We start from the raw sequence: 14676 nt of genomic DNA, 5'->3' as shown, positions 1-14676 counted from the left end.
CATGAATCTTTCCCATGAGCAAAAACAACTGCTTGATAAACTACAAAATATGCCACGTTATGCTTTACATGGGCAGAAAAATCAAGAAATTCAAGAAATGATAGCAAAGAAAGTTAAACAGCATAGAGCCATAAAGAGGGTAGGTTATCGTTTGAAATGGGGAGTCACATGTGTAGCCATATTATGTATTTGTGTTGTTTTATATAAAAACAATGAGAGGATATTACCTGCTTTACAGTCAACAGGTAGTCCTAATTCGTATGGATATCAGGAAGTGTCTGGCAATATCAAAGTCTGTCAAATGATTCTGATAGACATGTAGTTGCTTTATATTTTGTCACAACCCATTTAAAACAAAAGGGGTTATCTGGCGATGAATACATTTTTCTCTAGTTGATAAAAAGTTGATTTTTATTTGTTTCAATTAAGAAAAAAGAAAGGAGCTTACCGATGAAAGAGATAAAATTGAGGTCAATCATGTACACAAGGTGATTGGTAGAAGAAAAATCATTGATGATATTTCGTTTGAGGTGCTAGCTGGAGATATCTGTGGTTTTATCGGTCCAAATGGAGCAGGTAAGACAACTCTGATTCGAATGATGACTGGACTGATTAAACCAACAGATGGCCAAATTCTTATTAATGGTGTGGATGTAACCACAAATAGGGAGCGGGCACTTATGGAAATAGGAGCAATGGTAGAAACGCCTATTTTCTTTGAATATATGTCTGGAAGAAAAAACCTTCAAAACTTAGCAAGATTAAACCCCGATATGTCGAGAAAAGAGCAATTACATAAAGTTGAACAAGTGCCTGAGATTGTTGGACTTAAGACGGATAAGAGCGATAGAGGTAATGACAAAGTCAAAACATATTCGCTGGGAATGAAGCAACGGTTAGGAATTGCTCAATCCTTATTAAATAACCCTCGCATCATCATATTGGATGAACCCGCAAACGGGCTTGACCCTATGGGCATGAGAGAGTTAAGAGAACTAATCGTAAGGCTACTGTATACACAGGCAAATGCTGGACTTGGTTTGTACATTTGTAAATTGATTGTGGAAAAACATGAAGGGACAATCAAGGCGTATAATCACGGTGAGGGTGGCGCTGTCATAGAGTTTACGATTCCTGTGTGACTTGTAGCTCCTGAGAATTTTATATTGAAATCGTGGAGATGAGCAAGGTATGTAATTTTTGGAAATGTCTTGTTTGCAAAAAGAAAGAGGTTAAAAAGGGTATGATAGATACCAACCCTCCTACCTCTTTCTATGTGCCATTCCTAGAAGCCTTTATACTGAGGTTCTTCTTGTTCCAATTGTTGAACACGAGATTCTAATTGGTCAATAATGGTTTGTGCTTGCTCAGCTGATTGTGTAAATGCTTGCTTTGCCTTTTTATTTTGTGTACTTAATGCAAAGGTTTCTAAATTAGCCTGTGCACTTTTTAAACTAGCTAATGTTTGTTTTACTGATGAAGCTACTGTCATCCTTATCACCTCCGGATTTAGTATGTCTCTAACTCTTTGGTTTAAATACAAGTGCCCCTAAAAAACCAAAAATAATAGCAGCAGAAATACCTGCACTGGTCACTTCAAAAATGCCTGTAATGATCCCGATGATTCCATCGCGTTGCATTTCTGCCATAGCTCCATGGACTAGGGCATTCCCGAAACTCGTAATGGGAACGGTAGCACCAGCTCCAGCCCATTTAATTAACGGTTCATACCAGCCGAGTCCATCCATAATGGCTCCAACTACCACTAGGGTCGACATTGTATGAGCAGGTGTTAGTTTGGCAACATCCATTAATAACTGCCCGATGACGCAGATGATGCCTCCTACGATAAATGCCCAAATAAAAATGCTCACTCATTTCCCCCCCTCTCAATAGCTACAGCGTGTGCTATACAAGGAATCGTTTCATTTTGTTGAAAACTGAGTGGTGAAAGTAAAGCGCCTGTTGCCACTACTAAAATTCGATTCCATTCCCGATTAGTTAACCGATTAAGCAAATGACCATACGTAACAGTAGCACAGCATGCACAGCCGCTACCTCCTGAGAACACCTCTTGATTGTCGTTATAAATTAATAATCCACAATCTGTAAAAGCTTGTTCACGAATGGAGAACCCATGTTTCTTTAACAATTTTCCAGCGATCGAATGGCCAACTTTTCCAAGATCACCCGTAACAATCAAATCATAATAATCAGGTCCAATTTGCATATCTCGAAAATGGGCTTGTATAGTATCTACTGCAGCGGGAGCCATAGCTGCCCCCATATTAAAAGGATCAGTCAGACCCATATCAACGACCTTCCCAATCGTAGCAGAGACAACTTTTGGCCCTGCCCCTTTAGGTGCAACAATAGCAGCTGCAGCGCCAGTTACCGTCCACTGTGCAGAGGGAGGCTTTTGTGAACCATATTCTGTGGGATAGCGATACTGTTTTTCAGCAGTCGAATTATGACTGCAGGTTCCGGTAAGAACATAATTAGCTGATTGGCTATCTATCAATTGAGCTGCTAATGCTAACCCCTCCATGGAGGTTGAACAAGCACCAAATACCCCTAGATAGGGCACCCCAATGGTACGAGCTGAAAAGCTTGAGGAGATAATTTGGTTCATCAAATCTCCTGTAATCAGATAATTGATATCTCCTTTTTGTAAACTTGCTCGTTTTACTGCGAGGTCAAATGCCTCTTCTAGCATGATTTTTTCTGCCTTTTCAAAGCTGTCTTGTTCCAGCCAGGTGTCACTGTGAAGAATATCAAAATCATTTGCAATTTTTCCTTGGGCTTCAAAAGGTCCACCAATTGTAGCAGTGGATAAAATCGTTGGTTTGGATGGAAAAATCCAAGATTGATGTCCCTTTAACATCTCAAGATCCTCCCATACCTACCGCATAAGTGAAAAACCATTTAAGTAATGCGATAAAAAACGCGGCAACTACACCAAAAACGATAACAGATCCTGCTAATTTAAACATGTTACCGCCTACCCCAAGTACATACCCTTCACTTTTGTGTTCAATAGCTGCTGAAGCAATCGAATTGGCAAAGCCAGTAACAGGAACAGCAGTTCCAGCCCCTCCAAATTGTGCTATCTTGTCATAAACGCCAAAACCAGTCAGAAGAACAGAAATAACGATTAGAACAGCAGAGGTCGGATTTCCAGCGCTTTTTTCATCAAAGTGAAAAAAGTGAATGAAAAAGGTTTGAATAACTTGTCCTAATAAACAAATCAAACCACCAACCCAAAAAGCTCGAATCGTATTTTTAAGCACAGGTCGGGGCGGTTCTAACGCTTTTGCAAATGCTTGGTATTCGATTTGGGTTGCCGTTAATTTTTTGTTTTTTGTAGCCATTTTTAACTCCTTCATTAAATGTAGTCAAAGTTAATTTGGAATACAAAGCCAGTTTTTATACCTTACTTTCATATATAAAAAATCACAAAGTAACACAACCTAAATGAGACAGAAGGTATTAGAAGTTCTAGGGAGGGTATTTATGCCTGAATTCTGGGAGATTGTTTTTAGATCAATTGTTACGCTTTTTACATTATTGTTCTTGACGCGATTAATGGGAAAACGTCAAATTGCCCAAGCCACTTTTTTTGAATATATTGTGGGTGTCACAATTGGTTCTATTGCGGGATTCATTTCTGCTGACGTTGATGATAGGTTTATGAATGGATTTGTTAGTATGATCATTTGGGCCCTTGTACCGTTTCTTTTCAGTTATCTATCGGTCAAAAGTAAGACAGTGAGCGATATGGTTGAAGGAAATGCTCGTGTGTTGATCCAAGATGGTAAGATTATGGAGGACAATCTCAAGAAGGAGAATTATACAGGTGAGGAATTGTTAGAACAATTACGCCTAAAAAATGTATTCTCGATAGCTGATGTTGAGTATGCGCTATTAGAACAAAATGGTCAGATTAGTGTTCTGCTAAAAAAAGAAAATCAACCACTTACTTCCAAAGATCTGAATATCCAAGGTGCTCCAAGTAGAGAACCTCAGACGGTCATTTTGGATGGAAATATTATGCTAGAGCCTTTGGCAACCACAGGTTTATCAAAAAGATGGCTTGAAACAACTTTAGATAAGATGGGCATCGTCTTAGATAACGTTTATATCGGACAAGTAGATAGTTACGGGCAATTGAATGTAGATTTATATGATGATCAAATTACGGTACCGGTGCCACAAGAGAAACCATTGACATTGTCCACGCTAAAAAAATGTCAGGCCGATTTGGAGACTTTTTCTCTTGAAACGAAAAATAACGTGGCTAAAAAGGAATATGAGCAGGGTGCTCTACGCTTAAAACAAATGATAGAAGGGGTAAAACCTTTTTTACAAAGCTAAAAAGGGTTACGATACGGACGCTTTGAATACAAATATTAGGAGCTTTGAAAGAGTGCAAGTAATTTTGATTAATTGGTTAGCACTCGCTACAATACAGTATTTCAACAGAGGCCGAGTATAAAATCGGTTGCAACTTGCTTGAAAGGTAAGCTATCCTTAATTGGATGGCTTTTTTGCTTTCTATACATATAATTTAGAGATAAAAAAATAAGTGTTACAAATATGAGAAATCTAGGAATTACGATAATAAATTAATAACATAATAAACTTTATGTAAACAAATAATGATCTGAATACTACCAAACTACAAACATTACGTAAATATTTTACAAAGTTCTTACAAACATATCACAAATTCACCATTACCTTGCCATGTTCCACCAAATCGTGTTACACTCACAAACAATTACAACATATTTTATATCCATGTTACGGTGTTTGATTTAAGGATCAGACTTAAAAGGGAAGTTCGGTGAAAACCCGATGCGGTCCCGCCACTGTATATGGGGAGCTACATCCGATACACCACTGTTCACTTTTACAGAGAATGGGAAGGAAGGATGATTGCGACGATCCATGAGCCAGGAGACCTGCCGTAAGATGTAACACTCCCACGAGGATGGGCAGGTGTTTGGGCAGGTCGTGTGGTGACATTATACATACGCCTATAAGGAATTGGTTTGTCCAAAAACCCAAGCATCTGTCTCCTTTTGGAGCGGATGCTTTTTTGTTTCAAATCTCAGAATAATAAAATGGTAATGGGACGTACAGGTCCAACTCGGTGCTACCTGCACCTGAAGCTTGGGTGATCACCAAGCTTCTTATTTCAAATTATGCTTTTGTTTACTTTGCATTACACAGGGGGGAGAAGCATGCAACAAACCGCCACGACAGCCCCAACGTCAGTTAACAGCATCGGTACACATTATACAAAAAACTGGATAGCGAAATTGATTGGAAGCGGCGTGGTTTTATTTTTATCTATGACGGTGGCAATCATGCTGGGACCAGTGCAAATTGACCCAGTTACCGTTTGGAAGGTAATAGGTTCACATGTTCCTTTTGTCCAAAACTGGATAGTAACTGATGTACCTAACGCTCAAATGCATATTGTTTGGGATATTCGAATGCCACGTGTTTTATTATCTGCGATTGTAGGTGCCGGCTTGTCTATTGTTGGGATCGCCATTCAGGCATTGATTCGTAATCCTTTAGCTGATCCCTATATCCTAGGCGTATCATCGGGGGCATCGGTGGGGGCAACAGCAGTGTTGTTATTTGGTAGCCTGGGAGTATTTGGTTCGTATGCGCTTTCTTTAGCGGCTTTTTTAGGCGCTCTAGCTTCGATTGTATTGGTGTTTCTTTTGTCGCTGGTAGGTGGGAGAGTGCAATTAATACGTCTGTTGTTAGCTGGAATAGCTGTTTCTATTATGTTGTCAGCGCTTACTAGTTTTTTTATTATGCTGGCACCGAGAGCTGAAAGTCTTTCAAGTGTGCTGTACTGGATGATGGGGAGCTTCACTCGTGCCAAGTGGGAGTCACTTGTATTGCCAACTATTGCGGTAATTGCTTTCTTTCTATTTTTATGGATGAATGCGCGCAACCTAAATTTGTTGATATTGGGGGAAGAAACCTCTACGCTGTTGGGTTTACATCCAGAAAATATGCGTAAGATCCTACTGATTACGATTTCCCTTGTTACAGGTTTACTGGTTGCTGTAAGCGGTAGCATTGGCTTTGTTGGTTTAATGTTACCCCATATCTTTCGGTTGTGGGTGGGGTCTGATCATAGGAGGCTAATTCCTCTTTGTGCCTGTGGAGGGGCCATTTTTATGGTCTGGGCAGATGTATTAGCAAGGTTGATCATTGCACCTGAGGAATTACCGATCGGAATAGTCACAGCGCTTTGCGGCGGTCCATTTTTTATCTGGTTACTACGTCGTAGGGCGTACACGTTTGGAGGAAGCTGATGTGACCGTAAAATTGGGCGTGGACAAGCATGTAGAGTTAAAGCAAGTAGGCTATGAGACCCAAGGGACATGTATTTTGCAACAGATAGATTTACACGTACAAAAAGGAGAATTCGTTGGCTTACTTGGTCCGAATGGTAGTGGTAAATCTACTCTTCTTAAGCAAGTATATCGAACCCTTTCACCCACGACAGGTAGTATCTTCCTACTTGAAAAAGAACTTGGACGATACCAGCAGAAGCAATTAGCAAAAGAACTGAGCGCAGTGGTACAAGAAACACAAATTCAATTTGATTTTAATGTATACGAGCTTGTACTGATGGGACGTTCTCCACACAAGAGTATGTGGGAAAATGAGAATAAGCATGATATAGCCTTAGTGGATCAGGCTCTAGCTCAAGTTGGCTTACAGAGCATGGGTGACCGGAGTTATCTGAGTTTATCTGGTGGAGAAAAGCAGCGTGTTTTATTGGCTAGAGCTATTGTGCAAGAGACCGATCTTTTATTGCTAGATGAACCAACTAATCATTTGGACATTCATCATCAATTGGGGATGCTACAGTTGCTAAAACAACAGCAAAAAAGTGTACTGGCTGCCTTACATGATCTCAATTTGGCTGCTATGTTCTGTGATCGTCTCTATATGCTAGAAAAAGGGGTTATCGTTTGCTCAGGAACTCCTCAAGAAGTGCTTCGACCTGAAATTTTAGAACGAGTGTACAAGATTCAAACGGAAGTAACCGTTCATCCCATTACAGGCAGAGTGAACATTAATTATTTGATACCAGACCATGTTAGTAGTTAAATAAATGAAAAGGTAGGAAAACAAGATGAACAACGTAAATAGGCAAAGTTCCAGTATGAAGAAACAGGGCCTTTTGCATAGAGGTCAAAAGATGATGATTACGATGTTTGCAGGGCTTACGTTAGTAGTCAGCGGCTGTGGAAATGGGGCCACTCCCCAAGTAGCTTCCACTAACTCTCAACCAGCTGCTGAGAAGATTCAAATTAAAAATGGAGAACATACCTTAACATTTGAACAAGCTCCTAAGCGAGTAGTGAGCATGAATCAGCACGTTACTGAAATGCTTCTAGCATTAGGTGTTGAAGAGGTAATGGTTGGTACCGCTTATCCTGACGATGAAGTCCTGCCCGAATATAAGGCAAAATATGATCAAATCAAACTTTTGTCTAAGCAGTACCCTTCACTAGAAGTCTTTTTAAGTGTAGAGCCTGACTTCGTAATCGGTAGAAGCTCTGCCTTTACAGCTAAAGGGATTGGCAGTGTTGAGGAGCTACAAAAAATTGGTATCCCAGCTTATACCATTACAGGAACGGTATCTAAGCATCCGACGGTCGATGAAGTCTATGAGGATATGATACAGCTGGGTAAGATTCTACAGGTGGAAGATCGTGCTAAGGATATTGTTGCTAAAATGAAAACAGACATCCAATCTATTCAGCAAAAGATAGGAACCATAGACAAACCAGTCAAGGTTTTGGTCTTTGACAGTGTTAATTCAGGTCTATATACAACAGGAAATTCATTAGAAACTCGTCTAATAGAGATGGCCGGTGGACAAAACGTATTTGGTGATTTGGAAAAGTCATGGAGTGAAGTGAGCTGGGAGGAAGCAATTAAACGTGCTCCTGATGTTATTGTAATCAATGATTATGATAAACCTAGTGCAGAGGAAAAGATTAAATACTTATTAGAAAATAAAGCACTTTCCGATATACCTGCTATCAAGAATAAGCGATTTGTTAGCTTGCCACTCTCTGATGTATTTGAAGGTGTTCGAAATGTGCGAGCGGTAGAAATACTTGCAAAAGGATTTTATCCAGGGAAATTTTAATACACTGTCGCACAAGTAGTTCAAAGGTAAGCAGTTATCCCTGCAACCTTTTTGTAACCAAATCGGTCAGAGATTGTGCATAGGTACATTCATATGGATTGATACCATTTGCACCAGGATTTGTGTGGGAGGATTGGGTTCAACAGATTCTATGCAAGGAGTCATGTAAGGAAGAAATGAAGTATCCATCTTCCTTATTTTACCTCCACCTGTATTTATACTGACGAGGTAAATAACTAGATTCAAGACACATTGATAAAAACAAGCTAACAAACAATTTCACAGCAACAAGCGAAAAGTTGTTTTATAACGTCAAATAACGATGATTTGAATAAAGGCCAACTACTTTCCTTTTTGAAGAAGGAATCTGTTAGATGAAATCCTCCCATACACTTTAACCGCCATGCTGCCACCACAGCTATGGCGGTTTTTTTATGAGACTCAAATCAACTATTTATGACCTTTCGTTGGGAGAAGGGAAGGTAAATTCGCCTTAACAGGATACTGATTCCGTATGCTAATTAACTCCGATACCGTAATCATTTCATATCCGCGTTTTTTTAGCTCCGGCAAAATTATTTTCAATGCATCTACGGTTTGTTGACGATCACCACCGTGGTCGTGGAATAAAATGATATCGCCATTTCGTACATTTCTCAGCACCTTGTTGACGATCTTTTGTACCCCGGGATTCGTCCAATCTTTTGTATCTTGATGCCAGGACCACATGACAACCAAGTATCCCATATCTTTTGCTGCACCCACAATTTTTTCATTATAACTACCACCAGGTGGACGAAATAGAGTAGGTACTACCCCTGTTGTTTTTTGAATAATGGATTGAGCAGATTCCAATTCAGTTTTTATTCGTTGTTTTGAAAGGCGTCTCATATCTGGATGGGTGAGTGTATGATTTGCCAGCTCGTGATGTTGCTGTACCATCTGTTTTGCCAGCTTGGGATTTTTTTGAACACGGGTACCGACCGTAAAAAAGGTGGATTTAACCCCATATTTCTTTAATAGCTCTAAGATTTGAGGGGTGTAGGACTCGTTTGGTCCGTCATCAAAGGTTAGGGCAATTGCTTTCTTTTCTGTAGGCAAGTCCCAAATGGCTTCTCCACGTTTTTCATAATAATCGCGGTTTTTTTGTCGGATCGTTACCTCAAAGGCGAGGGGACGCCCGATGAGTAGCTTTTTCTCAACAGAAAGCGGTGTTATTTGCTTTGCATAAAGGGTATCAGACCAAGCTTGTGAAGCCAGTAGGCCTATAACAAGTAGCAGGCAGAATGTATAGCTGATTTTACGTAGCATGAAGGGCTCCTTTCGATCCGCTTTTCCTTCTTGAACCTTCTCAAGAAATTCTTACACACATGCTAGTATGCACTTTTTTTATCAAAGCATGAGATATAGGCGGAAAGAGGATGGGAAGAAAAAAAGCCCTGCTAGTAAGCAGAGCTTTTGGAACATTTTCTTATTTATAGTCACCTAATAGATAATTATAGAAGGGAGCATCTACATAAAAGGGATAGGAAGTTATGTTTACCTTAGGGTCAATCTTCTTAAAACCAGCAACTACTTGAGCCGATTTATCGTTTAACGAGAAGGATTGGGCCATGTAATTGTCTTTTTCCATATAGTTATTGGTAATCTGTTTATAGCCCTTCATTTCATTCATCGAGAAGTAGAGGGGCTGCCACCAAGATGAGATAATCAACCCCGATTGATCTTCCTTGTCTTTTTTTGCATAAGAGTGAATGATCTTATCAAAGGCTTCTTTATCAGCAACAGATGTGAATTCAAAACTGATATCGTATTCTTTGGAGTAGGCGATGTATTTTCCGTTATCAATCTTTACTACTTGATAGTCAGGAGTGATTACAGGCTGACCCCATTCGGCTAAATAGATAAAAGCAGAGGTTTTTGGCTCCAGTTGTACTTTTGCTATCAATCCTTCACTTTTTAACAATCCGATCAGTTGAATGGCATGCGTTATGTCGCTATGGCCATAGGTGAGCGAAAGAGTCGGGTCAAAACGTGGAGAGAATCGCTTATCTTTGAGATTATAGCCTGTGACGATATCTTGTTTAAGTGCTTCGTCTACGATTTTTTGTAATTCTTCCGCTTTGATTAAACTGGTGGTTTTCCAAGAATGATAAACCTTACCATAAATATCTTCATCGCTTGTTAGACCAAGAAAATGCTTATATTCACCTTTATATTCCAGCACTTTTCCGATCAACAAAGCTGCTATTTCAGGAGAAACAGCTTGATTTTTGATAACGGTTTGAGCAATAGATTCCGGGAGTAGCTTTGTATCAATTGCTACGGCAATTTCTTGCGCTACCTTAATAGGAAGCTGCCCCGTTTTATACGTGAGGGAGGCAGAAGCAAAGGCTTTTTTTACTTTAGCCTCCGGATACGTATAGGCTAACTCTTTAAGACCAGCAGCGCGAACTGCATAAGAGACGGCATCTTGTGTTGCTAAGGATTCGTTTGGTTTCAAAGTTGTGGAATTGATGATCCCTTGTTCTTGCAGAGCAGGAACAGCTTGTGCTAGAGTAGAACCCGCTTTTGCATCTGTAATTGAAATTTTGCTTTCTTTGGATGGTTGCAAAGCAAGTATTGTCGTTAGTGCTTGTAGATAATCAGCTTGAGTTACCTGTTTTTGAAAGGTGAGCTGATAATTGGTTTGTAAGAATTGAGCATATTCATTGGAATGAAGGGTAGCAACTGAAGAAGATGCTCCCTGAGACGCAAGCAGTAAAGTCTCCTGAGCATAAACAGAGGAAGACGTTGTTAAAACGCTTAAAGCTAAGACAAAAGCTAGTCCAGACTTTTTCATTGGATGCAGAGTTCGTTTCATGTTTGTTTGGCCTCCCAATTAGATGAATTTTACCTGAACTAAACTTTTTTACAAAAAAAGGTTTAGTTTGCTACCCAGTAGTAAAATCCATAAAATTACAATATAAAGACGTTTTTATACCCATATTATAAAGGGATAGAAGAGTTTTTTAAAAGGATTATTTTTTTGGAATGTAAGTAAAATACATTAAAAGTTTTGTTTAGTAATCAAAAAAAACAATTTAACATGCTAAAATACGTACAATGTTCTGTTTTAACTTGATTAAATTCGGATATTAAAATAAAATAGGATTGCACCACTCGATTGTTGATTTATATTTGGTAATGTTGTGTTTTGTGGTATTTGCACAAGAAACGAATGATAAGACAGAAAAAACAACAGGGAGGTTTCTTATGCATAAGTGGGAAGCTATAGATGAAGCTAACAGATATATACAAGAAAGAATAGATCAAACGCCAACAATCGGATTGATTCTAGGATCGGGCTTAGGAGAATTAGCGGATGAGTTAGATGATGCCATTGTTATTCCCTATCAAGAGATTCCTCATTTTGTGATGTCGACAGTGGATTATCATGCAGGTAAGTTGATCGTTGGTAACCTTGAAGGGAAAACGGTTGTCGCTATGCAAGGTCGCTTTCATTATTATGAAGGTCATAGTATTGAATCGGTAACATTTCCTATTCGAGTAATGAAAATGCTGGGAGTTGAGCAACTTATTTTGACAAACGCCAGTGGTGGCTTACATATAGACCAGCAGCCAGGGGATTTAATGTTAGTAACGGATCACATTAATTTGATGGGGATAAATCCGTTGATCGGGGCTAATGACGAGCGACTAGGAGATCGCTTTCCTGATATGAGTACCACATACTGTAAATCCTTAGCTCTGGTAGCGAAACAGGTAGCAACACAGACAGGCGTTTCCTTAAAAGAAGGTGTCTATGTAGCTTTTACAGGTCCTTCTTTTGAAACACCGGCTGAAGTTAAAATGGCACGAGTAATAGGAGGAGATGCAGTAGGTATGTCGACGGTACCAGAGGTGATTGTAGCCAACCATACTGGCATTAAGGTGTTGACTATCTCTTGCATTTGTAATTTAGCGGCAGGTATTTTACCGCAACCTATTACGGCTGAAGAGGTTTATGAGGCAGCGGGACAAGCAAAAGAGAATTTTTCTAAGCTGTTACGAGGTATCGTGAAGAATATGTAAGTCACAAGGTTATATGAATAGGTATTAAATAAAAAACAGAGGTGTAAGTCATCATGGATTTTCTACGAGGCCTCCTTGGGGTAATTGCTGTTCTATTTATTGCGTTCTTGTTTTGCAACAATAAAAAAGGGATTAAATGGCGTCCGATTCTTGGAGGACTAGCTGTTCAGTTTCTGTTCGCTTTCATTGTATTAAAATGGGAGGCAGGTCGAGCTGTATTAAGTAAGTTCACCGATGTAATGAATCATATTATTAGTTATGCGAATGAAGGGATCAACTTTCTTTTTGGTGGACTGTACACCCCTGATTCTAAAATTACGTTTGTCGTAGCATTTAATGTTGTTCCGATGGTTATTTTCTTTGCAGCCCTGATTTCAGTTTTGTACTATGTCGGTGTTATGCAGCTTTTTATAAAATACATTGGTGGCGGTATTTCTAAAATATTAGGTACGAGTAAGGCTGAGTCGATGTCAGCAGCTGCGAATATTTTTGTAGGTCAAACAGAGGCACCTTTGGTTATTCGTCCCTTTTTAGGCCAGTTGACTCGCTCAGAGCTATTTGCTGTGCTTACAGGGGGGCTTGCCTCTATAGCGGGAACAATGCTTGCTGCATACTCCTTGCTAGGTATCCCGATGGAATATTTGCTGGCGGCTAGCTTTATGGCGGCTCCTGCTGGATTAGTTATAGCCAAACTATTCTTCCCGGAGACTGAAAATATGAAAGAACGGGAAATAAAACTGGAAAAAAATGAATCAACAAATATATTCGATGCAGCAGCACGTGGGGCTGGAGATGGCTTATATTTGGCACTTAATGTAGGAGCGATGCTGTTGGCATTTGTCGCCTTGGTCGCGTTGGTGAATGGTGTGCTTGGCTATGTTGGGGGATTGTTTGGCATGGAGTTAACCTTACAAAGAATTTTTGGGTATCTTTTCTCCCCTCTGGCTTTTGCAGTTGGTGTACCATGGTCTGAGGCTCTTCAAGCAGGTTCTTATATCGGACAAAAAATCGTATTAAATGAATTTGTTGCTTATATTGATATGGCTAAGAATATGGCAAATTTGACACCTAAAACAGTAGCGATCTTAAGCTTTGCGCTGTGTGGATTTGCTAACTTTGGTTCCATGGCGATGCTGATTGGGGGACTTGGTTCACTTGTACCTGAGCGTCGTAGTGAAATTGCTCAAGTTGGAATGAAGGTTATCTTTGCGGGCACATTGGCTTCCTTGTTAAATGGTGCGATTGCTGGGATTTTCTTGTAAGGGTGGTAATAAACAAAAAACGCAGTTTCCAACCCTATATGGGCAGGAAGCTGCGTTTTTTCGTACCAATAATGTTTCCGCGTTTTCTCGCAAGTAAACCTTAGGAGGAAGTAGTGGGTTCCTCGGGAGCAGTATCCATATTCTCATCGTCGATCTCAATATTATATCTGCTTAATAGTTGTCGCCATTCTACAGATAAGGATTGATCTGTTACCACTTTTGTGATGCCTTGGAAGTCGGTAATAAATGTGAAACCAGCTTTATCAATTTTTGTATGATCTAGCACTAAGATTTTTTGCTCTGAATTTTTTAACATAAGCTTTCTAATTTCTGCTTCAAATTCGTTAGAGTCCGTAGCGCCTCGTTGGAGATGAAGACCCGTACAGGAAACGAAGGATGCATCGGCAAAATAATGGGAAAGGGCACGGGTTGCTGAATGACTCACATACGAAAGGGAGCGCCGTTGTAGCGTTCCGCCTGTAGAGATTAGCTTTACATGCTCAGCATCGGACAACTCTAGCTCGACCTTAAATGAATTGGTTATAACCGTAAGATTCTGTTTATTTTTTATTTTTTTGGCAATATATAATGAAGTAGTGCTGGAATCAAGCATGATTGTATCGCCGCTTTTAATGAGTTGAGCGCATTTTTCTCCTAGTTTTTCCTTTACATCGACATAGTAGCTTTCACGTACCCAGAGTGGGAAATCAGAGCGTAGTCCATCATCTAAAATAGCTCCTCCATAAGTACGGACCAAAATGCCTTCCTTCTCTAATTTGTCTAAATCACGACGTATGGTCTCTTCAGAAACAGTGAATTGTTTACTGAGCTCGGTTACCATCACATTTCCTTGTTCAAATAGCATATTCATGATTTTTTTGCGACGTTCGATTGCTAACATAATACCTCCCAAAACAATGATCTATCCCAATTGACCTACAGGTAAATATATCTGTTCTCTTGCCAAAAAGGATACCAAAAATAACGTTGTAAAAAAAGATGGAAAGAAAAGAAAGTTGAATTGTCGTGACAAAGGAAGAGAAATACGGAGAAGGAGTAGAAAAAGTTTGATGAAAGGGCTGGAAAGCGGTTGAAAATAGGGATCTAGATTAGTAAAATCAAAATATCGGTCATTATATA

The 14676-nt window shown here is 39.6% G+C and carries 15 protein-coding genes and 1 riboswitch; of the genes, 8 read left to right on the top strand and 7 right to left on the bottom strand.

Annotated elements, in window-relative coordinates; all coding sequences use genetic code 11:
* The first annotated feature begins 1 nt into the window (after position 1).
* Together BrL25_RS23405 and BrL25_RS23400 are read left to right on the top strand one after the other, a co-directional pair.
* A complete protein-coding gene (locus BrL25_RS23405; RefSeq protein WP_018669871.1) occupies positions 2-322 on the top strand; it encodes a hypothetical protein in 321 nt (106 codons plus the stop codon).
* Positions 323-488: 166 nt separating this feature from the next.
* Positions 489-1142 carry an ABC transporter ATP-binding protein gene (locus BrL25_RS23400; RefSeq protein WP_018669872.1) on the top strand — a complete coding sequence of 218 codons (654 nt, stop codon included), beginning with the start codon at positions 489-491 and terminating at the stop codon, positions 1140-1142.
* Positions 1143-1285: 143 nt separating this feature from the next.
* Here the strand turns inward: BrL25_RS23400 and BrL25_RS23395 are convergent, their stop codons facing one another.
* The 4 genes from BrL25_RS23395 to spoVAC are packed head-to-tail and all read right to left on the bottom strand — an operon-like array spanning position 1286 to position 3371.
* On the bottom strand, positions 1286-1492 hold the full coding sequence (locus BrL25_RS23395) for a DUF1657 domain-containing protein (protein WP_018669873.1): 207 nt from the start codon (positions 1490-1492) through the stop codon (positions 1286-1288).
* A gap of 28 nt (positions 1493-1520) precedes the next feature.
* Positions 1521-1874 carry a stage V sporulation protein AE gene (spoVAE, locus tag BrL25_RS23390; protein WP_018669874.1) on the bottom strand — a complete coding sequence of 118 codons (354 nt, stop codon included), beginning with the start codon at positions 1872-1874 and terminating at the stop codon, positions 1521-1523.
* Positions 1871-2884, bottom strand: coding sequence for a stage V sporulation protein AD (spoVAD, locus tag BrL25_RS23385; protein WP_018669875.1), 1014 nt, complete (start codon positions 2882-2884; stop codon positions 1871-1873). Before spoVAD ends, spoVAE begins: the two co-directional genes overlap by 4 nt.
* Before the next feature lies 1 nt (position 2885).
* Positions 2886-3371, bottom strand: coding sequence for a stage V sporulation protein AC (gene spoVAC / locus BrL25_RS23380; RefSeq protein ID WP_018669876.1), 486 nt, complete (start codon positions 3369-3371; stop codon positions 2886-2888).
* Positions 3372-3513: 142 nt separating this feature from the next.
* Here spoVAC and BrL25_RS23375 point away from each other — a divergent pair, with 142 nt between their 5' ends.
* The 4 genes from BrL25_RS23375 (at position 3514) to BrL25_RS23360 (ending at position 8200) form a co-directional block, all read left to right on the top strand.
* Entirely contained in the window at positions 3514-4374 is an 861-nt protein-coding gene (locus BrL25_RS23375; protein ID WP_018669877.1) for a DUF421 domain-containing protein, read from the top strand.
* 415 nt (positions 4375-4789) lie between these two features.
* A riboswitch (cobalamin riboswitch) is annotated at positions 4790-4986 on the top strand.
* Positions 4987-5246: 260 nt separating this feature from the next.
* Positions 5247-6344: a FecCD family ABC transporter permease gene (locus tag BrL25_RS23370; RefSeq protein ID WP_018669878.1), complete on the top strand. Its 1098-nt coding sequence runs from the start codon at positions 5247-5249 to the stop codon at positions 6342-6344.
* A gap of 1 nt (position 6345) precedes the next feature.
* The gene (locus BrL25_RS23365) at positions 6346-7149 is read left to right on the top strand and encodes an ABC transporter ATP-binding protein (RefSeq protein WP_018669879.1); all 804 of its coding nucleotides are present in this window, start codon (positions 6346-6348) and stop codon (positions 7147-7149) included.
* Between the two features lie 91 nt (positions 7150-7240).
* Positions 7241-8200 (top strand): ABC transporter substrate-binding protein, encoded by a 960-nt coding sequence (locus tag BrL25_RS23360; protein WP_018669880.1) that lies wholly within the window; start codon positions 7241-7243, stop codon positions 8198-8200.
* A 450-nt stretch (positions 8201-8650) separates the two neighbouring features.
* Here the strand turns inward: BrL25_RS23360 and BrL25_RS23355 are convergent, their stop codons facing one another.
* Both BrL25_RS23355 and BrL25_RS23350 read right to left on the bottom strand, forming a co-directional pair.
* Complete coding sequence (locus BrL25_RS23355; RefSeq protein WP_018669881.1) at positions 8651-9511, bottom strand: polysaccharide deacetylase family protein; 861 nt, start codon at positions 9509-9511, stop codon at positions 8651-8653.
* A gap of 160 nt (positions 9512-9671) precedes the next feature.
* On the bottom strand, positions 9672-11063 hold the full coding sequence (locus BrL25_RS23350; protein ID WP_018669882.1) for a hypothetical protein: 1392 nt from the start codon (positions 11061-11063) through the stop codon (positions 9672-9674).
* Positions 11064-11455: 392 nt separating this feature from the next.
* Here BrL25_RS23350 and BrL25_RS23345 point away from each other — a divergent pair, with 392 nt between their 5' ends.
* Both BrL25_RS23345 and BrL25_RS23340 read left to right on the top strand, forming a co-directional pair.
* Positions 11456-12274, top strand: a complete 819-nt coding sequence (locus BrL25_RS23345; RefSeq protein WP_018669883.1) for a purine-nucleoside phosphorylase — start codon at positions 11456-11458, stop codon at positions 12272-12274.
* A 53-nt stretch (positions 12275-12327) separates the two neighbouring features.
* Positions 12328-13536, top strand: a complete 1209-nt coding sequence (locus BrL25_RS23340; RefSeq protein WP_018669884.1) for a NupC/NupG family nucleoside CNT transporter — start codon at positions 12328-12330, stop codon at positions 13534-13536.
* 100 nt (positions 13537-13636) lie between these two features.
* Here BrL25_RS23340 and BrL25_RS23335 read toward each other — a convergent pair whose 3' ends face one another.
* Positions 13637-14437 carry a DeoR/GlpR family DNA-binding transcription regulator gene (locus tag BrL25_RS23335; protein ID WP_018669885.1) on the bottom strand — a complete coding sequence of 267 codons (801 nt, stop codon included), beginning with the start codon at positions 14435-14437 and terminating at the stop codon, positions 13637-13639.
* Positions 14438-14676 lie beyond the last annotated feature (239 nt).

This window comes from Brevibacillus laterosporus DSM 25 (assembly GCF_002706795.1).
GTDB classification, from domain to species: Bacteria; Bacillota; Bacilli; order Brevibacillales; family Brevibacillaceae; genus Brevibacillus_B; species Brevibacillus_B laterosporus.
Note: the sequence above shows the minus strand (reverse complement) of the source record. Positions and strands in the feature narration are given on the sequence as shown.